The 22669-nt window shown below is 43.4% G+C and carries 21 protein-coding genes; 14 read left to right on the top strand and 7 right to left on the bottom strand.

Translation table 11 applies throughout. From position 1 onward, the window contains the following. Positions 1-85: 85 nt before the first annotated feature. From VEA_RS08080 to VEA_RS08100, 5 genes are all read right to left on the bottom strand, one after another. Positions 86-553 (bottom strand): GNAT family N-acetyltransferase, encoded by a 468-nt coding sequence (locus VEA_RS08080; RefSeq protein WP_012841650.1) that lies wholly within the window; start codon positions 551-553, stop codon positions 86-88. A 94-nt stretch (positions 554-647) separates the two neighbouring features. Next, entirely contained in the window at positions 648-2363 is a 1716-nt protein-coding gene (tpdA, locus tag VEA_RS08085; RefSeq protein ID WP_006741437.1) for a cyclic di-GMP phosphodiesterase TpdA, read from the bottom strand. Positions 2364-2570: 207 nt separating this feature from the next. Next, a complete protein-coding gene (locus tag VEA_RS08090; RefSeq protein WP_005396900.1) occupies positions 2571-3932 on the bottom strand; it encodes an L-serine ammonia-lyase in 1362 nt (453 codons plus the stop codon). A gap of 98 nt (positions 3933-4030) precedes the next feature. Next, positions 4031-5284, bottom strand: coding sequence for an aromatic amino acid transport family protein (locus tag VEA_RS08095; RefSeq protein WP_005396901.1), 1254 nt, complete (start codon positions 5282-5284; stop codon positions 4031-4033). A gap of 344 nt (positions 5285-5628) precedes the next feature. Then, positions 5629-6228: a CoA pyrophosphatase gene (locus VEA_RS08100; protein WP_012841651.1), complete on the bottom strand. Its 600-nt coding sequence runs from the start codon at positions 6226-6228 to the stop codon at positions 5629-5631. A 242-nt stretch (positions 6229-6470) separates the two neighbouring features. Here VEA_RS08100 and VEA_RS08105 point away from each other — a divergent pair, with 242 nt between their 5' ends. Then, positions 6471-7010 carry a heme NO-binding domain-containing protein gene (locus VEA_RS08105; protein ID WP_012841652.1) on the top strand — a complete coding sequence of 180 codons (540 nt, stop codon included), beginning with the start codon at positions 6471-6473 and terminating at the stop codon, positions 7008-7010. Positions 7011-7017: 7 nt separating this feature from the next. Then, a complete protein-coding gene (locus tag VEA_RS08110; protein WP_006741438.1) occupies positions 7018-8718 on the top strand; it encodes an ATP-binding protein in 1701 nt (566 codons plus the stop codon). A 375-nt stretch (positions 8719-9093) separates the two neighbouring features. Here VEA_RS08110 and pabB read toward each other — a convergent pair whose 3' ends face one another. After that, complete coding sequence (gene pabB, locus VEA_RS08115; protein WP_012841653.1) at positions 9094-10455, bottom strand: aminodeoxychorismate synthase component I; 1362 nt, start codon at positions 10453-10455, stop codon at positions 9094-9096. Positions 10456-10725: 270 nt separating this feature from the next. Between pabB and VEA_RS08120 the strand changes: the two genes are divergently transcribed. The 8 genes from VEA_RS08120 to VEA_RS08155 all read left to right on the top strand — a co-directional run bounded on the left by VEA_RS08120 (position 10726) and on the right by VEA_RS08155 (position 18621). After that, positions 10726-12243, top strand: a complete 1518-nt coding sequence (locus VEA_RS08120; RefSeq protein ID WP_005376905.1) for a fumarate hydratase — start codon at positions 10726-10728, stop codon at positions 12241-12243. A gap of 173 nt (positions 12244-12416) precedes the next feature. Next, complete coding sequence (locus tag VEA_RS08125) at positions 12417-12602, top strand: hypothetical protein (RefSeq protein WP_012841654.1); 186 nt, start codon at positions 12417-12419, stop codon at positions 12600-12602. Between the two features lie 263 nt (positions 12603-12865). Beyond that, positions 12866-14242 (top strand): YcjX family GTP-binding protein, encoded by a 1377-nt coding sequence (locus VEA_RS08130; protein WP_006741440.1) that lies wholly within the window; start codon positions 12866-12868, stop codon positions 14240-14242. Next, positions 14239-15279, top strand: coding sequence for a YcjF family protein (locus VEA_RS08135; protein ID WP_006741441.1), 1041 nt, complete (start codon positions 14239-14241; stop codon positions 15277-15279). The genes VEA_RS08130 and VEA_RS08135 overlap by 4 nt, the downstream gene beginning before the upstream one ends. Positions 15280-15379: 100 nt before the next feature. Continuing rightward, the gene (tyrR, locus tag VEA_RS08140; protein ID WP_006741442.1) at positions 15380-16924 is read left to right on the top strand and encodes a transcriptional regulator TyrR; all 1545 of its coding nucleotides are present in this window, start codon (positions 15380-15382) and stop codon (positions 16922-16924) included. Between the two features lie 36 nt (positions 16925-16960). After that, positions 16961-17545, top strand: coding sequence for a ribosomal protein S5-alanine N-acetyltransferase (rimJ, locus tag VEA_RS08145; RefSeq protein WP_012841655.1), 585 nt, complete (start codon positions 16961-16963; stop codon positions 17543-17545). Position 17546: 1 nt separating this feature from the next. After that, positions 17547-18134 (top strand): HD domain-containing protein, encoded by a 588-nt coding sequence (locus VEA_RS08150; protein WP_006741443.1) that lies wholly within the window; start codon positions 17547-17549, stop codon positions 18132-18134. Between the two features lie 13 nt (positions 18135-18147). Beyond that, positions 18148-18621: a DUF2947 domain-containing protein gene (locus VEA_RS08155; protein ID WP_012841656.1), complete on the top strand. Its 474-nt coding sequence runs from the start codon at positions 18148-18150 to the stop codon at positions 18619-18621. A gap of 44 nt (positions 18622-18665) precedes the next feature. Here the strand turns inward: VEA_RS08155 and VEA_RS08160 are convergent, their stop codons facing one another. Further along, positions 18666-19628 carry an integron integrase gene (locus VEA_RS08160; protein ID WP_012841657.1) on the bottom strand — a complete coding sequence of 321 codons (963 nt, stop codon included), beginning with the start codon at positions 19626-19628 and terminating at the stop codon, positions 18666-18668. Positions 19629-19869: 241 nt separating this feature from the next. On the opposite strand from VEA_RS08160, the gene VEA_RS08165 reads away from it, so the two are divergent. The 4 genes from VEA_RS08165 (at position 19870) to VEA_RS08180 (ending at position 22532) form a co-directional block, all read left to right on the top strand. Then, on the top strand, positions 19870-20274 hold the full coding sequence (locus VEA_RS08165) for a hypothetical protein (protein ID WP_025624180.1): 405 nt from the start codon (positions 19870-19872) through the stop codon (positions 20272-20274). Positions 20275-20429: 155 nt separating this feature from the next. Beyond that, positions 20430-21227, top strand: coding sequence for a toll/interleukin-1 receptor domain-containing protein (locus VEA_RS08170; RefSeq protein WP_006741445.1), 798 nt, complete (start codon positions 20430-20432; stop codon positions 21225-21227). A 133-nt stretch (positions 21228-21360) separates the two neighbouring features. Then, a complete protein-coding gene (locus tag VEA_RS24500; RefSeq protein ID WP_230198170.1) occupies positions 21361-21585 on the top strand; it encodes a hypothetical protein in 225 nt (74 codons plus the stop codon). A 392-nt stretch (positions 21586-21977) separates the two neighbouring features. Further along, positions 21978-22532, top strand: coding sequence for a hypothetical protein (locus tag VEA_RS08180; protein ID WP_012841661.1), 555 nt, complete (start codon positions 21978-21980; stop codon positions 22530-22532). The last annotated feature ends 137 nt before the right edge of the window (positions 22533-22669 follow it).

The raw sequence follows: 22669 nt of genomic DNA on the forward strand, positions 1-22669 counted from the left end.
CTTTTTATTGAGCATTGAAGACAAAGGCAGCCATGAGCTTGCCTTTGTTGTATCTGGATATTCCCTATTTTTTATACTTTTTTTGCTAGCTCAGTGGATGACGTAAAATCCACTCTTTTTCGTTCTCACCAAACGTTGTTTTCTCTGTATTGATGAATCCACACGCATCAAGAAAACTGATAGCGTATTGCTGACTCTGTGGCACAGTGACGCAAAGAGAGGTGCTTTCAGGGTCAATGGTATACGCATAAACGAACAGTTTGCGTAACGCTTCACTCCCAACCCCTTGGCGTTGGAAACGTTGATCAACCATCAAGTACTTGAGCCCCAGCTCGTGCCTTTTGGCAAAGGGCGCATGTTGGGAGAAGCCTTTATCGATAACAAGATAGCCAACTAATAGATCGTCAGAATAAATCGTAAAGAACGCTTCAGACTTATTGCGTTTTTGATAAGCCACTTCAAACGGCGTAGAAAATCCTTTCTGCTCTTCCTGCACATCCAATTGCATCAAACTCGAAAAATCTTTCAGTTTGGTGGATTTAATAGCAATCATCGTTCAACCACAAATTGGCGGCATATCCTCATGCCACCACGAACTTTAATAGAGTATTTCCTCTAGTTTAAGTAACTCACGAGGTTAAGAAAAGCTAGAAATGCAGAGAATAATAATAACCTTGGTGAATATAGGCACCTAATGTTGTGAGTAAGTGAGCGCTATCGGCGGTTTCTACGCCTTCGACAATGACTGTACAGCGATACGTATTTCCCATGGCGATTAACTGACGCAACGTTTCCACTTTCTTATCGTCCGACTTTAAACCAATCACAAACTCCCGATCTATTTTCAAATAATCTGGATTGATTTTACTGATGAGCGACACGTTGTTGTTGCCAGTGCCAAAGTCATCGATACTGATTTTACAATCCAGTGCTTTTAGTTTAGCGACATTGCCATAAATCTCGGAGGTATAGTACATCGATGCATTTTCCGTGATTTCAATCGTCAGCAAACGACAATCTCGGTTAGATAGTTCTCTGTGTAGGATTGAAAAGTTGCGACCTCGCAGCAAAGAAGGACAAACATTAATGCTGATAGGAATAGGCAAGGCTTTGTGCTTAGTATAGATGGACTCTATTACCAGTAAGGTATGAGTTAGGAGCAGCCCATTTCGGATCAGTGTCTCAATAAACCGTTGCGTATTTTTTACCTTAAACCGCGAGAGCGCTTCGTAATGCACAATCTTTTGCGCTGAAGTGTCATAAATCGGCTCCAGTTTGATTTTAAATTGTCGAATTGCGCACAAATAAGCCATAAAGGCTTGTAGAGAGCGATGGCGCAGTATTATTAGAAACAGCAAGCTTAATAAAATGATGCTTTGAAACGGGCCAGAGATGTAATACACCTCTTTATAGCCGCTGTTCTTCACGTGATAGTTGAAAAAGCGTTCATTGGTGTTACCAATTTCTAAAGAGGTCCCTGTATTGGTTGATAGCTTCATGCCGGAAAGAAAAAAACGCGAAATATGATTTTCAACGTTGTCGGATAAGTTAATGTTTTTGACACGAACCAAAACGGTTGCGTTATTCAAGTCAAATGATTGGGTCGTATAATTGCTATTATTACTCCACTCTTCAAATGCTTTTTTGCTGACAGGGACAACGGTTTCGGGGGTGACTAAACACCGGATATTGAAACGGTCCAGCATCATGCTCGATTCCACCAGCTTTACATTATCAAAGAGCGACTTCAATTCTCTTTCATCAGCAAAGCAGCTCTTTTGGGAAAGGTTTTCTGCAATTTCGAAGGCGTTATCAAGATAATTATGTTTCACAATGCTGTTTATCGCGTAATAACAGATGGCAAAGAAAATGATCGCTGTGAGCAACACGACCCACAGTGTATCTGAATAGATCTTTTTATTACGCAGACAAATACGAAGGGCTTTGCCAAGGCTGTTTGTTGTGTATTGATTGATCTTGTGTTGATGGTCGATGCCATTCTGATGGTTGTTTTGCATAGTAAAAGGGATGAAGTATCCGGTCCGGTGAATATTTTCGATAATATTTTTTTTTGTGGTTACGTGTTCTTCCGTGAGCTTGCGAAATTTCCTTCTTAGAGCGGCCACCGCGTTTTTAAAGCCATTTTCAGGCAGTGTCATTTTGTATTGTTGAGTGATTTTGCTTTCTATCAATCGCTGGCTAATTGGCGTATTTAAGCTGCCGTATTTGGCGATGGTTGACAGAATGGCGTACTCATTTGGGTTGACTGGAATGGAGTGGTGGAGTGATTGATTGAGCTCTAAAGATATTTCGTTTTCGGACAAGCAAACGCAGATTTGGTTTCCAATTTCAAACCTAATCATGTGTTGGTGTGCTCCAAGTTTAATTTTTGGCTACGTTATCAATAAAGCTAGGAGAGGGATGTGATTTTTTACGGGGATATCCATAATAATTGGATATATTCAAGGTTTTAGGTTTTTTTATGCTGGGTGTGACAACTCATTATTCATGGTTAATGAAGTATAAAAAACCCGAGCAGTGGCTCGGGTTTCGTCGATATCCAGCAAGGCTTAACAGATAACTTTTACTGCTAGGCCGCCTTGAGAAGTCTCACGGTATTTCGCGTTCATGTCTTTACCTGTCTCTAGCATTGTTTCGATAACTTTATCTAGAGAAACAGTAGGAGCAGAAGAACGACGCAGTGCCATACGAGTTGAGTTGATTGCTTTTACAGCTGCAATACCATTACGCTCGATACATGGAACCTGAACCTGACCTGCAACCGGGTCGCAAGTTAGACCTAGGTTGTGCTCCATCGCAATTTCAGCCGCCATACATACTTGCTCTGGGCTACCACCCATAAGCTCAGCAAGGCCCGCTGCTGCCATAGAACATGCCACGCCAACTTCGCCCTGACAGCCAACTTCTGCACCAGAGATAGACGCGTTACGCTTGTAAAGGCCGCCAATTGCACCAGAAGCTGCGAAGTAACGGATGTAGTCTTTCTCAGTTACGGTTTGAATAAACTTGTCATAGTAAGCCAGTACCGCAGGGATGATGCCACATGCACCGTTAGTCGGCGCAGTTACAACACGACCACCTGCTGCGTTCTCTTCGTTTACTGCAAAAGCAAACATGTTTACCCAGTCAACAACAGACATTGGATCGTTCGTTGTTTTTTCAGAAGTAAGCAGTTGCTGACGAAGTGCTGCCGCACGACGAGGCACGCGTAGTGGACCAGGCAGAATGCCTTCTTCGTTCATACCGCGATCCATACATTCGCGCATTGTGCGCCAGATGTTTGCGAAGTAAGTACGAGTTTCTTCGTCAGAATGAAGCGCATGTTCATTTTTCATGGTTAGCGCACTGATAGACAGGCCGCTTTCATGACATTGCTTTACAAGCTCTTCTGCCGTTGTAAACGGGTAAGGAACTTTTACTGGATTCTCAACTTCTTTACCGAAGTTTTCTTCATCAACGATGAAACCACCGCCGATGGAGTAGTAAGTTTTTGAGTACGCTTTTTCGTCATCAATCCAAGCGTGGATTTGCATGCCGTTTTCGTGTAACTCAAGGTTTGTTTTGTGGAAGTTCATTCCACCTTCACGTGGGAACGATACTGTGTGACAGTGCATGCCAACAGGAAGGCGTTCAGTTTCTTCTACGCGAGCGATAAAGCCCGGGATAGAATCGATATCAACTTTCTCAGGAGTGTTGCCTGCAAGACCCATGATGATAGCAATATCTGTGTGGTGACCTTTCCCTGTCAGTGATAGTGATCCATAAACGTCAACGGTGATTTTAGTGATGTCGCGCAGTTTTCCCATTGCACGAAGATCATCAATAAACTCTTTACCCGCTTTCATTGGGCCTACAGTGTGTGAGCTTGAAGGTCCAACACCGATTTTATAGATATCAAAAACACTAATCATATCGATTACCTCAGAAGAAAGCCTCCCAAGGGGAGTTGGGAGGCTTAATTTTATCGTTATATTTTTGGATTAATCATGCCGTGCTAGGGCAGGGATGATTAAAGAGCGCCGTAGATTACAGAACTAATGGCAGCAAGACCACAGATTGCTGTGAAAATTTGCACAGGTGCTGAAGTTTTGTACTTAGCCATCGCTGGAACTTTTTGCATTGCGAAGATAGGCATCAAGAATAGGATTGCCGCAATCATCGGTGCGCCCATTGTTTCAATCATACCTAGGATGCTTGGGTTAACGATAGCAACGATCCAAGTTGTGATTACGATGAAGATAAGAGACATCTTCTCGATCTTGCTTACTGGCGATTTTGAACGAGATTTCACTAGACCAACTAGACCTTCATGCGCACCTAGGAAGTGGCCGAAGTAGCTAGAAGTGATAGCCGCGAAAGCAACCAGTGGACCTAAGTAAGAGATCAGTGGAGACTCATGAACGTTTGCTAGGTAAGAAAGAACAGAGATGTTTTGCTCTTGTGCTGTTGCTAGTTGCTCTGGAGACAGAGAAAGCACAACAGAGAATACGAAGAACATTACAAAGCCCATTAGCATCATCGCTGCACCACCAGTGATAGCGTCAGTTTTCTTAACTGCGTCATCACCGTATACACGACGTTGTTCTTTAGAGAACTGAGAAATGATTGGGCTGTGGTTGAAAGAGAACACGATAACAGGGATTGCTAGCCATACGATAGCTGGCATTGCACCCCAGTCAGGTGATACTTCCATCATTGAAGTGTTCCAACCAGGAATTAGGTACACAGACAGCGCTAGTAGGATGAACACTAGAGGGTAAACCATCGCTGAAGTTGCTTTCAGCATAAGCTCTTTACCGAACACTACGCCCGCTGTCATTGCAGCGATAAGTGCACCGGAAAGTAGCCAGCGAGGAATAGATTCCATACCCATTTGGTTAACTAGGAAAGAGTCAACCGTGTTTGTGATACCAACACCGTAGATAAGTACGATTGGGTAGATAGCGAAGAAGTAAGCGAACGTAATAAGGTTTGCGCCAGTCTTACCAAAGTGCTCTTCTACTGTGTCAGTGATGTCCGCTTCTGGGTTTTTCGCAGAAAGAACGAAGCGAGCTAAAGATTTGTGTGCGAACCAAGTCATTGGTGCTGCGATTAGGGCTAGGATTACTAATGGCCAAAAGCCACCTGCACCTGCTTTAATAGGAAGGAATAGTACACCGGCACCTACTGCCGTACCAAAAAGGGACAGACACCAGGTAAAGTCTTTGTAAGAAAACTTACTAGACGATTGTGCGGTAGAAACCGCAGAAGTAGTTGTATTCATTTTTTAGTTACTCATTTTGGGAACAGGAAATAAGTCGGGAGTAATTTTGCAAGATTTTACACTAGGAAAATTAGATCTAAATCATTTATTGCTTACGCTTATTGAATGATATGTCAAAAACCTGCTTTTTATCACGAAAATGATGTGCTACTCGTGATTTCTGCTAATGAGTAAAATTAGAAAAACTTATCGATAGGGCTGTTTGTATAAATTTATTTCACCGCAAGCGTTTGCGGTGAAAACGGCAAATTAATCTAATGTGAATGAATGTTTATGAAGCAACGTTTTATTAATATTGATGCGCATGATGATCGCATCCATAAAAATACCGATATCAGAAGTTTTTAATGTGAAATGATATGTTTTTGCATTGATTCGATGATTTGTGCGGTCATGCCCCAGATGAAATGCTGTCTATATGGGATAGCAAATACACGATGACTGCTGTTTTTTAGGTCAAACTTGGTGCTGTACAACTTTTTCGGATTCAGAATGTGGTTAGCAGGAACTTCAAAAACAGACTCCACCTCATTTGGGTCAATATGCGTTTTATACTCAGGAGAAATAAAGGCCAAAAACGGTGTCACATTAAACTGACTAATCGTTGGCAATGTTGGAAGCTGGCCAAATACATGAATATGTTCATCTTCTATACCGACCTCTTCTTTGGTTTCTCTTAATGCCGTATTGATTAGATGATGATCTTCCTGCTCAAACTTACCGCCGGGGAAACTGATTTGTCCCGGATGATGACGCAAGTGCGCTGCTCGCTTTGTCAAAATGACCTGTAGCCCCTCCGGGCGTTCTACAAAACCAATTAAGACCGCTGCGTCTCGCAGTGATTTTCCTTTCATCCATTTCAGTCGCGCGAGGGACTCTTTGTGGTAACCCGTTGGAAGCCGAAATTGAAAGTTTTGCAGTAATTGTGTTTTGTCGATAACCAAACCAAATCCTTATTTATTGTGCCTAACCACTATTTATTATACTCAATGGCCGCAAGAGGCGCGGTGCTATCGCCGTTGGTACGGTATTAAAGTAGTAGTACGGCAATACCAAAGCATGTCCATTGGTTCTTTCCCTGCTTTGTGTCATGTGTCTCACTCTGCTTGGGTATAATAATTTGAAACTTATAAGGTTATAAACCATTCTTTATTTTAAGACGTCACTATGGGGCAAGTATTGACTGATGAAAGGGATTATTTTCACCGAGTTCATGGAGTTAGTGGAAGAGAAGTTTGGTCTCGATGTGTTAGACCAAGTGCTCGACCTTTCTAATGACGAAGGGATTTATACGGCGGTTGGTAGTTACGATCATAAAGACTTGGTTAAATTGATTGTGAATCTCAGTAAAGTATCTGGCATTCCACCTGAACAACTGCAAGAAGTATTTGGAGAGTGCGTTTTTTTGAATTTACTTCGCTCGATTCCTAGTCATGCCAGTTTGCAGCAGTGTGAAACGACATTTCAATTTGTTCGCCATGTTGAAGATTTTATTCATGTCGAGGTCAAAAAGCTCTACCCAGATGCTAATCCTCCTCAGTTTGATTTTATCAGCGAGACTCAATCAAACATGGTGTTTGATTATCGAAGTGCGCGGTGCATGTCTCACGTATGTTTAGGTCTAATAAAAGGCTGCGCAGCGCACTTTGGCGAAGTTATTCATATCAAACACCAAAACCAGTCAGAAGATGGTAGCCAGGTCCGCTTTTGGTTAGAGGCACAATAAGAACGATATGACAGGAAGTTCCTCGCTAGAAAGGAAACTCAAACGAGAAATCGAATCAAGAAAAGCAGCTGAGCGGTTATTGGAGCAGAAGAGCTTCGAACTTTATGAATCTACTCAACAGCTAAGTGTTGCTTTGAAAAAGCTTGAGTTGAAATCAAAAAAGGATTTACGCAAGTTTGAGTTCGAAGAGAAAGTTGACGCGACGCTGATTAAGTTTGGTCGAACTTTTTTGTCGAGCACCTTTGATGAAGCCATGATTGCCAGTTTTATTGAGCAGCTCACTTCGAACTCAATCATTTCTGCGGCTTACTTACATCTTGATTCCACAAAACTTTCTTCTTTGCGCCGACATCATTTTGGTCATTTACAGCTTCGCCATGAGAATACGATTAAGACTGTCCCCAATTGGCAAGGGGAGAACTTGCATTTGCCTATCATCATTGACAAGCAAACAGTAGGGGAGTTGATCTTCTCTGTTCAGTTGGATCAAATCGATCAATCGTTTATTTCCAAACAGATGGAGCTGGTATCGGATTTGGTTCATGGGGTCATTGGCCGGCATTTGAGTTTAGAGCGAGAAGTGGAGCTGCGAAAGCGAGCAGAGGAATCGGAAAAAGCGACGAAAGAGTTTGTCGCCATGATTAACCACGAGTTGCGTACACCTCTTAATGGCGTATTAGGTAGTGCTGAACTACTAAGTCGAACACAGTTAGGTGAAGAGCAACGCCATTACCTAAACAACTTGACTCAATCGGGAGACTTGTTGAGGGTCATCATTAACGATCTTCTCGACTTCAGCAAGATGAATGCCGGTATGATGGAAATCATCGATAAGGTCTTTGCTTGGGAAGAGCTTGAAAAAGCCATCATGGGCGTATTTTCAGCTAAAGCAGCAGAAAAGCGAATTCATTTCTCCATCGATAAAAAGCTCGGTATTCCCGAGTTTTTAGTTGGTGACTTGGAGCGAATTACACAGATCTTGGTCAACTTGGTGGGCAATGCTATTAAGTTTACTCATTTGGGTGGGGTGGTGCTGCGAGTGGAGTGGATAAACGGTATTGCGCATTTTGAGGTTGAAGACACGGGTATTGGCATCCCGATAGAAGCACAGCCCTCATTATTTGACCCATTTGTGCAAGTAGATCGCTCGGCGAAGCGCAGTTTTGAAGGCTCAGGTTTGGGCCTTGCGATTTGTAAAAATCTAGTGGATTTGATGCAGGGCGAGATTAGCTTTGAAAGTGAAGAACGCAAAGGTACCACCTTTAAAGTCTCTATTCCTCTAAAGGAGGGACAAGCCCAAGGCGCAGCAGAGGGGGAATTAGCTACCATAGAGCGAAGTGATTTGGCAGGACGCTCAATATTGGTGGTTGATGACATCAGAATGAACCAAGTGATAGTTACTCAAATGCTGAAAAAACTCGACATTACGCCTGATTTAAAAGCCAATGGGAAAGAAGCCTTAGAAGCGGTGAAAAACAAAGAGTACGAACTGATATTTATGGATTGCCGAATGCCAGAAATGGACGGTTATGAGGCGACTATGTATCTGAGAGAACGTGGCTTTACTCATCCTATTATCGCATTAACCGCTGGCACTACTATCGAAGAGCGTCAAAAGTGTATTGATTCAGGCATGGACGACATCCTCACTAAGCCGTACACCGCAACCGATATTGAACAGATCATGTGTAAGTGGCTTGAGCAGTAGACGCTGCCTCTTAAAAAAACGGACTCTTGTTAGCCAGCGGCTAAAAGCCAAAATACCTGTAAATAAAACACACAAAAAACGCTCCATACTGGAGATAATGCCGATCATTTAACGATGTTTTTTAGGTCATTCTAGCGAGCCTTGGCGAGACTAAGAATCTATTAGCAGCACGCTGAGCGGATAATGAAACAAATTTGACCATAAAGTGCTTGAATAGAAGAACCTGTATCACGCTTCTTCTTCGTCGCTGTGCAGGGTGATGAGATACAGAAATATGCCACTCGCTGTTAAACGAGCGGCATTATCCGTTCTGGAGGCGTTTTAGATTGTTTTCGTCAATAGCATTAAAGCGACGTTGTCCGCTGTTGAAATCTACTATTGCAGCGCTGGTAAAATCTTTGAGAGCTTATCCAACGTTTCTTGATATTCAGAAGCACAATCGCTATCTGCAACGACGCCGCCGCCAGCCCAAGCGTACAGTTTGTGATTTTCCGCTACGAGAGTGCGGATGGTGATGCTGGTATCCATACGACCATGGCGAGAAATGTAGCCAATACTGCCGCAATACGCGCTGCGTCGATGCGGCTCCAACTCTTCAATGATCTGCATTGCGCGAACTTTAGGTGCGCCCGTAATTGAACCGCCTGGAAAACACGCTCGCAGCAAATCTGCAGGAGAGTATTGTTCATCCAAATTCGCACGAATGGTGCTCACCAAATGATGCACTGCGGGGAAGCTTTCAATTTCAAACAGCTTTGGCACGTGAACGCTCCCCGGTGATGCAACTCGACCAATGTCATTACGCAGCAAATCGACAATCATCAGGTTCTCTGCTTGATCTTTTTCTGCTGTCTGCAAGTCATGGGCATTAGCGTTATCTTGTTTTGAATCTTCGCTGCGTGGGCGAGTACCTTTGATTGGTTTCGTTTCAATGACGCGATCTTTGAGCTCTAAAAAGCGCTCTGGAGAGATACTCAAAATTGAAGACTCAGGCATACGGATAAATGCTGAGAATGGCGCTTGGTTGGCGGACTCCAATTTCAGATACGCTTGCCACTCACTGCCTTGATACGGTGCGTTAAAGCGCTGCGCCAAATTGATCTGATAGCAGTCACCGCTCAACAAGTATTCTTGTACCTTGTCAAAGCGAGTGGCGTAGCTCTCTTTCGTCATGTTTGACTGCCAATCACCAGACAGAGCAAAGTCAACGCTTTGCTCCGCTTCTTGTTTTTCTAACCACTGCCAAGCTTGCTCGATATTCTGACCAACTAGGCATGCTTTTTTTAGCTGGTGGTCAACAACAACGGCCCATTCATACAGACCTACCGCCATATCCGGCGTGTTGAGGTCCTTTTCTGCCACTTCTGGCATCGTTTCTACGCGGCGACCTAAATCGTAACTGAAGTAACCGAGCGCTCCGCCGACAAAAGGCAAATCCAATTCTTTATTTAACTCAACGTGAGGAAGCCACTGTTCTTGCAACTGATGAAGCAGCGCAAATGGGTCATCTTGAGTTGAATAGGCATTCGATGGCGTTTCAACTTGTGTGTTGTCGGCAACGGTTTCTAACGTTGCAATTGGGTTGGCAACCAACACATCGAAGCGGCTATCGATATGCGTTTCTGATGCAGAACGCAGCAACATCGCCCAAGGCTGGTGTTGAATGCGAGAAAAGAGGTGAAGAGCAAACTCTGGTGCGTATTCCAGCGCTTTAAAATCAATGAATTGATTGTCCATGTTGTTCATTTGTGTAATTTGTGACAAAGAGATCGTTCACTGCATGGCATGTCATGGGCAGCAAGAGTATCATATTCCTCTGTATAGCCAAACTCCCTCTATTCATAGGGTTTTGAGATGGTTTACAAGTAGGCGACTTCAGCGTTTCGTGTGTCGATATCAGCCGTTCGACAATTGTTTATAAAAAACGAAGCTCAAAAGAGCAATAAGCTCAACAAACACGATTGAAGCCAAGCCAATAATGGAAGCATAACTATAACGAGGCATGTAATGACGGTAATACGCAAGCAGGATGTGATCAGCAGTGTCGCTGATGCGCTACAGTATATTTCTTACTACCACCCGCTAGACTTTGTTCAAGCTCTTGAAAAAGCCTATCACCGCGAAGAGAGCCAAGCCGCTAAAGACGCGATTGCTCAGATCCTAATTAACTCCCGAATGTCCGCAGAAGGTCACCGACCAATTTGTCAGGATACTGGTATCGTGACGTGTTTCGTCAACATCGGTATGGGCGTGCAATGGGACTCAACCGACATGACGGTTCAGCAGATGGTAGATGAAGGTGTTCGACAAGCGTATACGAACCCAGACAACCCGTTGCGTGCGTCAGTACTTATGGATCCTGCCGGTAAACGTATTAATACCAAAGACAACACGCCTGCTGTCGTACACATCAACATGGTTCCGGGCGATAAAGTTGAAATTCAGATCGCAGCGAAGGGCGGCGGTAGTGAAAACAAAACTAAGATGGTGATGCTAAATCCATCTGACGATATTGCTGAGTGGGTAGAAAAAACGCTACCAACAATGGGCGCGGGCTGGTGTCCACCAGGCATGCTTGGTATTGGTATTGGCGGTACGGCTGAAAAAGCAGCAGTATTGGCAAAAGAATCTCTAATGGAACACATCGATATTCAAGAGCTTATTGACCGTGGCCCACAAAACGCAGAAGAAGAACTTCGTCTTGATATCTTCAATCGCGTGAACAAACTTGGTATCGGTGCGCAAGGCCTTGGTGGTTTGACGACTGTTGTCGACGTTAAGATCAAAACGGCGCCAACGCACGCGGCTTCTAAGCCTGTTTGTTTGATCCCGAACTGTGCGGCGACTCGTCACGTACACTTCACGCTTGATGGCAGCGGCCCAGCAGAGCTCACGCCACCTAAACTAGAAGATTGGCCAGACATTACTTGGGAAGCGGGAGAAAACACGCGTCGCGTAAACTTAGACACGATTACTAAAGAAGAAGTACAAGAGTGGAAGACAGGCGAAACCGTTCTTCTATCAGGTAAAATTCTGACTGGCCGTGATGCTGCGCATAAACGTATTCAAGGCATGCTAGATAATGGCGAAGGTCTACCAGAAGGCGTAGATCTAAACGGTAAGTTCATTTACTACGTAGGCCCTGTCGATGCAGTTGGTGATGAAGTCGTTGGTCCTGCTGGCCCAACAACATCAACGCGTATGGATAAATTCACCGATATGATGCTAGAAAAAACCGGCATCATGGGCATGATCGGTAAAGCTGAGCGTGGCCCTGCAACGGTTGAATCTATCAAGAATCACAAAGCGGTTTACCTAATGGCTGTCGGCGGTGCTGCGTACTTGGTTGCGAAAGCGATCAAGAAAGCTCGCGTTGTCGCATTTGAAGATTTAGGTATGGAAGCGATTTACGAATTTGAAGTTGAAGATATGCCAGTAACAGTGGCTGTCGACTCAAATGGCGTTAACGCGCACCAAATCGGTCCTGACACTTGGAAAGTGAAAATCCAAGAGATGGAAGCGTAAGGCAAACGGTAATCTTACATTGTCTCAGTAGAGAGAATGTGACAAGGTGCTGATTTACCTAGCAAACATTTGACAAAAGTGCAGCGAAAACTGCACTTTTTGTCTATATAATGTAGATATAAACCTCAGGGCATAGCAATCAAACGTTATGCGAACAATAATTAGGAGACGGCATGCCTCGTTTTATTCAGATTCTACAAATTATTCTTGCTGTAGTGGTAGGTGGCTTTGTTGGCTACGACTTGATCCTTCACGGCATCAGCATCTTTGATGAGAAGTACGTGACCATCACGTGTGTATTGTGGCTGATTTTAGAAATCGCTCTATTTGTTATCTATAAATTAATCGAAGACGACTAGACTCAAAGAAAGCAGGTTTCTGTTCAACACAGTAATCAGCATAAATAGGGTCACTAATGCTTTAGTGTTGATTAAGTAAGCCTCTGAACCACTCAGGGGCTTTTCTTTTTTCATCCTGCTTTAAGCGAATGTTTTGTTCATCTTTTATTAAGGTATATAAAGTTAGACTCATAGAGTTCAGTATTGAAAGGTAAGTATTCATAGATTAATACCCGAAGTGGCTGATAACGTTGTTTTAGAGCGGAGCAAGATAAAGAAGCGCAATGAAAAGAATAAAGAAAGAAGTCAATGACTTTATCAACAGAGGTATGGACTCCAATGTTCGAATTGCCGTCACCGGGCTTTCTCGTGCCGGTAAGACGGCATTCATCACGTCATTAGTGAATCAGCTTCTCCATACCGCTACCCATGATAATTTGCCTCTTTTGACTGCAGCCAGAGATAAGCGTCTTATTGGAGCGAAGCGTGAACCTCAAGCGAATATGATGGTGCCACGTTTTGCTTACGACGAAGCGATGAGCCAGATCCATGCGACCCCACCTCAATGGCCAGTACCAACACGAGATGTGAGTGAGATTCGCTTAGCGCTCAAGTACAAACCAAATAAAACCACGAAAAAGCTGTTGAGTAAAACCGCAATTTTAAATGTTGATATTATCGACTATCCAGGAGAGTGGCTGCTCGACCTGCCTTTATTGGACATGGACTTTGCGACGTGGTCGCAAACTCAGTTTGATGCACTTAAAGGCCAGCGTGGCGATTTAGCCAAAGCTTGGCTGTCTGAATTAGAAAAGGTGGATCTTTCTGCTGAAGTGAACGAGAAACTACTCGAGAAAGTTGCGCATACATACACCGAGTACCTTCATGCCTGTAAAGACGCAGGTCTTCATTGGGTACAGCCTGGCCGCTTCGTATTACCTGGTGAGCTCGGAGGCGCGCCAGTGCTACAGTTTTTCCCGTGTCGTGCTGATTCGGAAAGCAAGGCGCTTAAGGGCAGCAACTTGGCGATGCTCGAAGCGCGTTTTCAGGAATACCAACAGAAAGTAGTGAAAGCGTTTTATAAGCATCACTTTGCGACCTTCGATCGCCAGATTGTACTGGTGGATTGTTTGCAGCCTCTCAATGCCGGCGATGAAGCGTTTTACGACATGCGCCAAGCGCTAGAGCAGATCATGCATAGCTTCCGTTATGGTCGTAGTAGCTTTTTGCGCCGTTTATTCTCACCAAAAATCGACAAAGTGCTGTTTGCTGCCACAAAAGCGGATCACATAACGCCCGATCAGCATCCCAATTTAGTGTCTTTGCTACAACAAATGGTGCATCCAGCGTGGCAAACCGCAGCCTACGAGAATATCGAGATGAGTTGCATGAGTATCGCTTCTATCCAATCAACCACGACGGGATTTATTTCTTCTGGAGATAAGACGATTCCGGCGTTACAGGGTACGACGCTGGATGGTGAGCCGATGACGATGTTTCCGGGAGAAGTGCCGAAAAAGCTACCAAATGCGGCTTATTGGCAAAACAACGGGTTTGATTTTACGTCATTCCGTCCAATGCCCTCACCGAATGATGAGCCAGTGAAGCACATACGCTTAGACAAAGCACTGGATTACCTGATTGGAGATAAATTGAAATGAGTGAGTTGAAGCAAAAACAAGTTTTCTCTGAAAAGGCAATGGAAAAAGAGCAGCAATCGAATCAACCGGAGTTGACGGCGCAGCAAACATTCGGCGAAAAAGAAACATTCGTACCTGTTGAACTTAAAGAAGAGCGCCAGGAGACCGAACAGGAATTGCAACTCGAGCATGTCATTCGTCCAAAACCGGGCAGAAAATGGCTTGCGACTGGCGCATTTGCCACCTTTGCTGGTTTGGTTGGCTGGCAAGCGGTGGACTCGGTTATAACCGCAATTCAAACTTCTGATTGGCTGGCTTTAAGCTGGACGGGGTTTATTGCTGCGATCGCTTCGCTTGGTTTAGGGGCGATGGGTAAAGAGCTTTGGAAACTGCGCAAACTACGAAATCATTTTAGTGTTCAAGAAGAAGCCGAAGCACTTGTTAATAGTGAGAGTGTGGGGAAAGGGAAAGCCTTTTGCGAAACAGTGGCAGAACAAAGTGGTGTGATGGCAGAGAACCCGGGCTTTGATCGTTGGCAGAACAGCATTAACCCTGCTCATAGTGATGCTGAAATCCTTGATATGTATGACTCGATGGTTGTGAGCCAACAAGACAAATTGGCAACGAAAGTCGTATCGCAGCACGCAACCGAGTGTGCGGCCCTAGTCGCGGTGAGCCCTCTGGCTGCCGCTGATATGTTGCTGGTGGCGTGGCGAAATTTCAAAATGATCGACAACCTCTCCAAGGTATATGGGGTAGAGCTAGGTTATGCCTCTCGCATCAAGCTACTAAAAGCGGTATTTGTCAATATGGCGGCGGCTGGTGCCAGTGAGCTAGCTATTGATGCCAGTATGGACTTGATGTCGATGGACCTTGCAGGCAAAGTCTCCGCTCGTGCGGGGCAGGGGCTAGGCGTTGGTATTCTCACTGCACGTTTGGGCTTGAAAGCGATGACCTTATTGCGTCCACTACCTTGGTATCCTGACCGTCAGGTTAAATTGGGCACCATACGCAAGGCTGTGGCGGCGAAAGTTGCATCAATTACGATTAAACCGTAACGAATATCAACTTTGATGGATAGGATTGCTTGACGCGATTCCAAGCATGATAGAAACTACTGTCAACTTTTCCTGACAGTTGTGAATTGGGATATTTTCAGTGCGTCTTGAAGTCTTATGTGAAGATCGACTCGGCTTGACCCGAGAACTGCTCGATATTTTAGCGTCTAAAAGCATCGACTTGCGTGGTATCGAAATCGATATTAGCGGTATTATCTATTTGAATTGCCCAGATATTGATTTTGATACGTTTAGTGAGCTGATGGCTGAAATCCGCCGTATTCCGGGGGTGAAAGACGTACGTAAAATCCAGTTTATGCCGATGGAGCGCCACAATACGGAGCTGCTCTCGCTAGTTGATAACTTGCCCGATCCGGTCTTTGCCATCGACCTTAAAGGTGCCGTAGACATGGCAAACATGTCTGCACTTTCATTGCTTGGCCTTCACAAGCAAGAAGTGATTGGTACTCAAATCGGTGCTTTGTTACCAAGTGTTCGTTTCTCTCGTTGGTCTGAAGGTGTTAATGGCCGAACGCGGGAAAACCTTGTGATTGATGGCTTGGACTATGTTCTAGAGTTGATGCCAGTTTATATCCGAGACGAAGCGCAAAACTCGACTCTAGCGAGTACTCTAATGACGATTCGCTCTAGTCAGCAAGTTGCCAGAATTGAAGAAGCGCTACCGCTGCATAATCCTCTGGGTTTTGAGCACTTTGTTGGTATATCGAACCGTCATAAAGCGCTAATGAACCAAGCTAAGAAGCTGTCTGTGCTTGATCAACCACTGTTGATTGAGGGCGAAACGGGGACCGGTAAAGAAATGCTTGCTAAAGCTTGCCACAGCCGTTCTAGCCGTGCGAGCAAGCCATTCTTAGTTTTGAGTTGTGCTTCGATGCCTGACGATGTAGCAGAAACCGAACTTTTTGGTCATGCTCCGGGCTCGTTTAACCACGAACAAGGTCACAAAGGCATCTTTGAGCAAGCAAACGGCGGTACGGTATTTCTTGATGAAATCGGTGAAATGAGCTCGCATCTTCAAATCAAGCTGTTACGTTTTCTACAGGATGGTAATTTCCGTCGTGTTGGTGCAGAAGATGAGATGCATGTCGATGTTCGCATCATCGCTTCAACAAAACATAACCTTGCCGAGCTTTCTGAAGCGGGTATGTTCCGTGAAGATTTGTATTATCGTCTCAACGTACTTACGCTCAGCATTCCTCCGTTACGTAAGCGCTCAAACGACGTTGCGCCATTGCTTGATTTGTTTGTGGCGAAACATGCTCAACAGCTTGGTATTGATAAGCCAGAGTTTGATGATGGTCTAGTTGATGCCCTTGCAAATTATCAGTGGCCAGGAAACATGCGCCAGCTGGATAACATGGTTCTTCGAGCGCTCACAGAAATGGATGGTGGTATACTAAACGCGGAGCACTTCAATTTACCTCAGCCTCAGTCAGTCGGCGCTGGTAGTGCAACGCTTAACATCGACGGTTCATTGGATGAGATCATGCGTGATTATGAATCTCAAGTTCTGGAACGTTTGTATCAGTCATTCCCATCAAGCCGCAAGCTTGCTAAGCGCTTAAATGTATCGCATACCTCAATCGCTAATAAACTGCGTGATTACGGTATCCGCAAGAATTAATCGAATTGAACGAAAAGACGGAATTAATCATTTGTAATGGAAGATAACAGCTCATCTATCGCCGTTCATAAGTTGGACGGTGACTTGCTTCTTCGTACCGCTGAAATCGGTGACGCAGATATGATTGCCGAGTATTTTCAAGCGAACCGAGAATACCTGAAACCGTTTGAGCCGAAACGTGAAGAGGCTTTTTTCTCAGTTAACGGTTGGTTGCAAAAGCTTATCAAGCTCAATGAGCTGCATCGAATGGGGTTGGGGTATTATTGCCTCTTGGTCAGAGCCTCTTCGGGTGAAATGCTAGGTACGATATCCTTTAGCAATTTGAGTCGTTTCCCTTTTTATTCTTGTAACGTAGGATACTCTCTCGCTGAAAAAGCACAAGGGCATGGTTATATGCGTCGTGGATTAACTATGGCTTGCGACTACATGTTTAACGTTCAGAAGTTGCATCGTATTCAAGCCGGCTACATGCCTCACAACAAACGTAGTGAAGCTGTACTAGAGCATGTAGGGTTCAACCGAGAAGGGTATGCAAAAGATTACCTTTTGATTAATGGTGAATGGCAAGACCACGTTCTAACGTCACTTATTAATCCGAATTGGCAACAAGAAGGGCGATAGTATGGAGCGATTGGAAAAGCAATTAGCACTTGTAATCGAGCTCGATAAACTCAAAAGTATTTTGCGCCGAACCCGAGTTAAAAGTGCTGAAGGGCGTCTCGAAAATAGTGGTGAGCATAGTTGGCATGTCGCACTGATGGCAATATTGATGGAAGAGCATGCGAATGCGCCTGTAGATATTTGCCGAGTGATGAAAATGTTATTGATACATGACGTAGTAGAGATCGACGCGGGTGATACCTTTGTTTATGATACTGCCGCGTCTCAAGAGCAAGCAGAAAAAGAAGTTAGAGCCGCAGAGCGCTTGTTTGGTATGTTACCCAGCGATCAGGAGCAAGAGTTATTGGCGCTTTGGCATGAATTTGAAGCCGCGCAGACCGATGATGCTAAGTATGCAAAAGCACTCGATCGGTTAATTCCAATGCTCTTGAACTGCCATAATAATGGTCAGAGTTGGAAGGAGCATGGCGTCTCTCGTGAACAAGCACTTACTATTAATAAACGAATTAAATTTGGCTCTGTTACCTTATGGGACAAAGCGAAAGAGTTGATAGAAGAAGCCACAGAGAAAGGTTGGCTGAAATCGTAATAAAGGAGACTGAATGTCTTATTTGCCTTTGGATGAATACCAAAGAAAATGGATTTTTACGCATCAGTCGATGCCTGTGCCAGAAGAAGATTTGGCTTTTATTAAGCCGATGAGCCAAGCTCGTTCAGCACAATTTTGGAAAGAAAATATTAGTGCTCAAAGCCCTGATATGGATCGACTTAGCTCCCAAGATTGGCCAATGAATGAGGCGAATTGGTCGGAAGTCGTTGATTGGATGGCTGCGTGGGAGTTAGATGATCCGGATATGCCAGCGGAAGTAGAAGCACATATCGATTGGCAAGACGATGTGACCGTTTACTTTTGCTACGAGAAGTACAATGTCATCGAAACTAAATGGTCGATTTTTAAAAAGCATTGGAAGAACTTTCTCTTTTATGACGATGGTCCAATATTGATTGGACGTCGCCGTTCACAAGCGCTTTGGTTTGATTCAAAAGGCAATGTGAAACTCGGTGTTCGTCAATAGCGAGTTATACAGCAAAGCCACCTTTTCGAGGTGGCTTTGTTTTTCTAAAGGCTGGATAATGGACTCAACACGCCGCCAGCCCCGCGCTCGATAACGTGAGTATAAATCTGGGTGGTTTTTACATCGGTGTGACCAAGCTGCTCTTGTACTGTTCTAATATCTGCACCAGACTCTAATAAATGCGTGGCAAAGCTGTGCCTGAGTGTATGACATGTTACTGTTTTCTCGATACACGCATCCGTTGCAGCGCGCTTTACCGCTCTTTGTATTGCACTTTCATTGATATGATGCCTTCTGAGCTCTCCGGTGTCCCGATCTGTACTTAACTTTGTTGATGGGAATAAAAAGTGCCAGTTAAAATCTAGCTCCGCTTTTGGGTATTTACGTCGTAAACCTTCAGAGATGTATACACCCGCATAACCAGGCATGTGTCTATCTTTAAAATAGTAATCTCTTGCTAAATTAACCTGAGCTTTAAGCGGCTCATGTAGCTCTTTTGCTAACGTTACGGTACGATTTTTACCTCCTTTTCCTTGCCAAACACGAACTGCGCCATAATCATAATCGATGTCCTGAACTCTTAAGCGCAAACACTCCATGACTCGAAGCCCTGAGCCATAAAGCAGCTGAATATGGAGTTTATACCTCGGGTCGATATGTTGAACGAATCGTCGGATCTCCTCCCTAGTTAATACAACGGGAAGTTTCTTTTCGGTCAGGGATTTCTGAAATCTCATATCAAGTGATAGTGGAGTTTTGAAATAATCACGATATAAAAATGATATTGAGTTCAGTGCCAAAGCTTGCGTTTTTACCGCAACTTTTTCTTTTACCGCTAAGTAACTCAGGAACTGAACTACATCATCTTCTGCTAGTGTTGAAGGGTGGGCAAGCTGGTGGAAAGTGATAAAGCGTTTTATCCAAAATAGATAACTTTCGATGGTTTTATTCGCATAATGACGAGTAAGCATGTGCTCTTTTACACTAAGTAAAAACTGACTTTTCATGATAAAATTGACCTGTTTATTTATACAGCCCTTTAAATCTATCACCTCTTTTGCAATTAGCGTGCATTGCGCCGTCTAATTGCGCGCGCGACCACACATATTCATACTGTTTTTCTATTTGTTTCATGCATATAGGTGCTACGATTTATAGCGCTTTTGATCAGAAAGAGGGCGGTAGCTTGCCAGAAAGGAGGCAAATTGCCGTATAGAAAGCGTTAGCCCTCAAGGAGAATATAAAAAATTGTTTGAAAATCATTTAAAAAGAACAAAGTTCTTGCTGTTTTTGCAGGGTATATCTGTTGCAGTTACTCTGTTTCTATTATTTACCTTGCTTGCCCAAGTAAATCAATTGAGCTCTTCGAGTCTTTTTCTCACATTTGCAATTGTTTTAGTGATGCTAAGTTTGAATTTATCTAGTTTTTACGGGTTGTTAAAAAAGAAGCTTTGGGTATTTAAGTTAATGATCGTTCTTTATTTAATTCAGATTATAGACATAGAGACACCTAACTTTTCCTTAGCCTTTTCTTTTGGAGTTGAAGTACCGATAAGTGTGAATGTTAATGAAGTAACAGTTTCTCTAAACTTAATGGCAATCTTGGTGGTTTGGTTGTCGTATACAAGTCTTAACCTTTTGAAAAAGGGCTAACAAATTGTTCAAGAGTGATTCGGCACGCGTGGCATTTTTACTATGCGTTGGTTTTAGTGGTTAAGGTGGTATGCGTAAGCTTAGGTATTGCGTGCCTCACACCTTAACAAGGCGTTAGGTATTATATTGGAACAACAATTAATAATGATGAGGAAATGAGAGTGAATGTATTCTTAAGTTGGTCAGGTGAGCGAAGCAAAGCCGTTGCGGAGTTGCTTGATACATGGTTACAGTGTGTAATTCAAGCTGTAGACCCTTGGATGTCTAGTAAAGATATTGATAGAGGCTCATTGTGGTTTTCAGAAATTAATGATCAATTACAGAATACTACAATTGGTATAATTTGCTTAACCCAGGAAAATAAAAATAAGCCTTGGATACTCTTTGAGGCAGGGGCTTTAGCAAAGGGTCTGAGTAATAACCGAGTATGTACATTTCTTGTCGATCTAGAGCCTACAGATGTTGGTACTCCATTATCACAATTTAACCATACTTTCCCGTCTCAAGAAGGATTATGGGAACTAGTAAGAACATTAAACAACTCACTAAAAGATAGAGGGCTAAAAGAAAAAACACTTGAGCTGGTTTTTGAAACTTATTGGCCAAAGTTCGAATCAGAGTTTCAACAAATACTAAAGTTGACACCTCAAGCAGCTCACGCACAGAAGCGAAGTGAAGATGATATTTTGTTGGAAATTTTAAGTTCAACTCGAGCGATGGAGAAGAGAGTTAGAAATATCGAAAATGACCGCAGAGTCATCGAGCATGCAAAATATAAGAAGTCATTCAGTAACTTTGCAAGTAATATGACACGTAGCAAGATGGTTTCAGATCTCAAAGCTGATGGGGTACCTGATGAAGCAATCGAAGAAATTATCAATAAGAAATTTCCTAAGTCCTATTGGTTAAAACAAAGTCAGTTATTTGATGATGAATCTGACAATGACGAATAATACCTAACAAACAATTTAAGGGTGATTCGGCACGCGTGGCATTTTTACTATGCGTTGGTTTTAATGGTTAAGGTGGTATGCGGAAGCACCGTATTGCGTGCCTCACACCTTAATTGGGCGTTATGTGACAGGTATGAGATTCGAACACAAGAAAGTAGAACCAAGCAACATTGATTTTCAGTCACTCGTGGCTGAATTGAACTCGTCACTTAGCCAGAACACTAATGATTCTGGCGAAAGCTCGTTTTCATCTGATGCTTTCGAACCGTCGAAAGATGGATGTATTGTGGTCTACCTAAACAAAGTTGCTGTAGCGTGTGGGTTTTTAGGCACCATCAAAATGAAGTCTGTGAATTAAAGCGAATGTACTCAAATAAACCTGGCGCAGGTGGTTATTTACTCAAACAACTAGAATGTTATGCGGTTGAAAAAGGTTATAAAAAAGCCGTTCTGTCTACACGTAGAATTAACTTAAAAGCGGTGAACTTCTATAAACGTAACTCTTATTCAGAGTCAGGTGCATATGGAAAATACGTTAGTGTAAAACGGTCAATTTGCCTATCAAAGGCGCTAGTCACATAACAAAGCATTTAAGAGTGATTCCCAACGCTTGGCATTTTTCATTCCATCGTTGGGTTCGGTGTTTACGGTGGTATGGTTAAGTTTCGTGGTAGCGTTGCTCACACCTTAATGCGGCGTTAGGCGCCAAAAATTATCAAATATCACAATGACGTTTAAAAGGAGTATGTAGTGGTAGACGAAAATCAATCTTCAAATCAAGGAGCTGATGAAGATATTAAGACAAAGGAACAAAGTGGTGGGTTCTTATCAACGCTGGCAACCCTAATATTTTGGTTGGTTATCGCTTCAACAATGTTATGGAATTGGGATGGATTTTGGCAGACAGATATAAAACCGCTCGAAAGGTTCCAAAAAGAGTACTTTTCATCAAAATACAATGAAGAGCAACTTAAAATATCTCGAATTACTAACAATAATAAGCTAATAGCGGATATTCGTGGACGATTGGAAAAAGCAGAGAAAAGCGCAGAAGAAAAAGTTGAAAAAGCTAAAGAAGAAAAGGTCGCAGCACTTTCTAAGTTGGACGATATTGAGCTTCAACTTAGCAACTATCTTGACAAGGAAAATACAAAGTGTAGATATTTTGATACTTCATTAAGAATGATAGATCACCTTACTAAAAAGTATTCTGAGGATGAACTCAAGCGAGTTTTGAGTTGTACCAGTGCTGAGTGTGAAAATATACTTCATTATCGACAAGAAGCTCGTTCGATATGCGGTTAAGCGCCTAACAAAGCATTTAAGAGTGATTCCCAACGCTTGGCATTTCAGTTCAAGGTTGGGTTTCGTGTTTAAGGCGCAGTGGTTTAGTTTGGTGGTAGCGTTGCTCACACCTTAATGCGGCGTTATAAGAATCAGAA

This window comes from Vibrio antiquarius, assembly GCF_000024825.1.
In the GTDB taxonomy this organism is placed as follows: domain Bacteria; phylum Pseudomonadota; class Gammaproteobacteria; order Enterobacterales; family Vibrionaceae; genus Vibrio; species Vibrio diabolicus.

Excerpts from the sequence above, each read along its gene's own strand:
- VEA_RS08080 (WP_012841650.1), bottom strand. The coding sequence starts at position 553 with ATGATTGCTATTAAATCCACCAAACTGAAAGATTTTTCGAGTTTGATG.
- tpdA (WP_006741437.1), bottom strand. The coding sequence starts at position 2,363 with ATGATTAGGTTTGAAATTGGAAACCAAATCTGCGTTTGCTTGTCCGAA.
- VEA_RS08090 (WP_005396900.1), bottom strand. The coding sequence starts at position 3,932 with ATGATTAGTGTTTTTGATATCTATAAAATCGGTGTTGGACCTTCAAGC.
- VEA_RS08095 (WP_005396901.1), bottom strand. The coding sequence starts at position 5,284 with ATGAATACAACTACTTCTGCGGTTTCTACCGCACAATCGTCTAGTAAG.
- VEA_RS08105 (WP_012841652.1), top strand. The coding sequence starts at position 6,471 with ATGAAAGGGATTATTTTCACCGAGTTCATGGAGTTAGTGGAAGAGAAG.
- VEA_RS08110 (WP_006741438.1), top strand. The coding sequence starts at position 7,018 with ATGACAGGAAGTTCCTCGCTAGAAAGGAAACTCAAACGAGAAATCGAA.
- pabB (WP_012841653.1), bottom strand. The coding sequence starts at position 10,455 with ATGGACAATCAATTCATTGATTTTAAAGCGCTGGAATACGCACCAGAG.
- VEA_RS08120 (WP_005376905.1), top strand. The coding sequence starts at position 10,726 with ATGACGGTAATACGCAAGCAGGATGTGATCAGCAGTGTCGCTGATGCG.
- VEA_RS08125 (WP_012841654.1), top strand. The coding sequence starts at position 12,417 with ATGCCTCGTTTTATTCAGATTCTACAAATTATTCTTGCTGTAGTGGTA.
- VEA_RS08130 (WP_006741440.1), top strand. The coding sequence starts at position 12,866 with ATGAAAAGAATAAAGAAAGAAGTCAATGACTTTATCAACAGAGGTATG.
- VEA_RS08135 (WP_006741441.1), top strand. The coding sequence starts at position 14,239 with ATGAGTGAGTTGAAGCAAAAACAAGTTTTCTCTGAAAAGGCAATGGAA.
- rimJ (WP_012841655.1), top strand. The coding sequence starts at position 16,961 with ATGGAAGATAACAGCTCATCTATCGCCGTTCATAAGTTGGACGGTGAC.
- VEA_RS08150 (WP_006741443.1), top strand. The coding sequence starts at position 17,547 with ATGGAGCGATTGGAAAAGCAATTAGCACTTGTAATCGAGCTCGATAAA.
- VEA_RS08155 (WP_012841656.1), top strand. The coding sequence starts at position 18,148 with ATGTCTTATTTGCCTTTGGATGAATACCAAAGAAAATGGATTTTTACG.
- VEA_RS08160 (WP_012841657.1), bottom strand. The coding sequence starts at position 19,628 with ATGAAAAGTCAGTTTTTACTTAGTGTAAAAGAGCACATGCTTACTCGT.
- VEA_RS08170 (WP_006741445.1), top strand. The coding sequence starts at position 20,430 with ATGAGAGTGAATGTATTCTTAAGTTGGTCAGGTGAGCGAAGCAAAGCC.
- VEA_RS24500 (WP_230198170.1), top strand. The coding sequence starts at position 21,361 with ATGAGATTCGAACACAAGAAAGTAGAACCAAGCAACATTGATTTTCAG.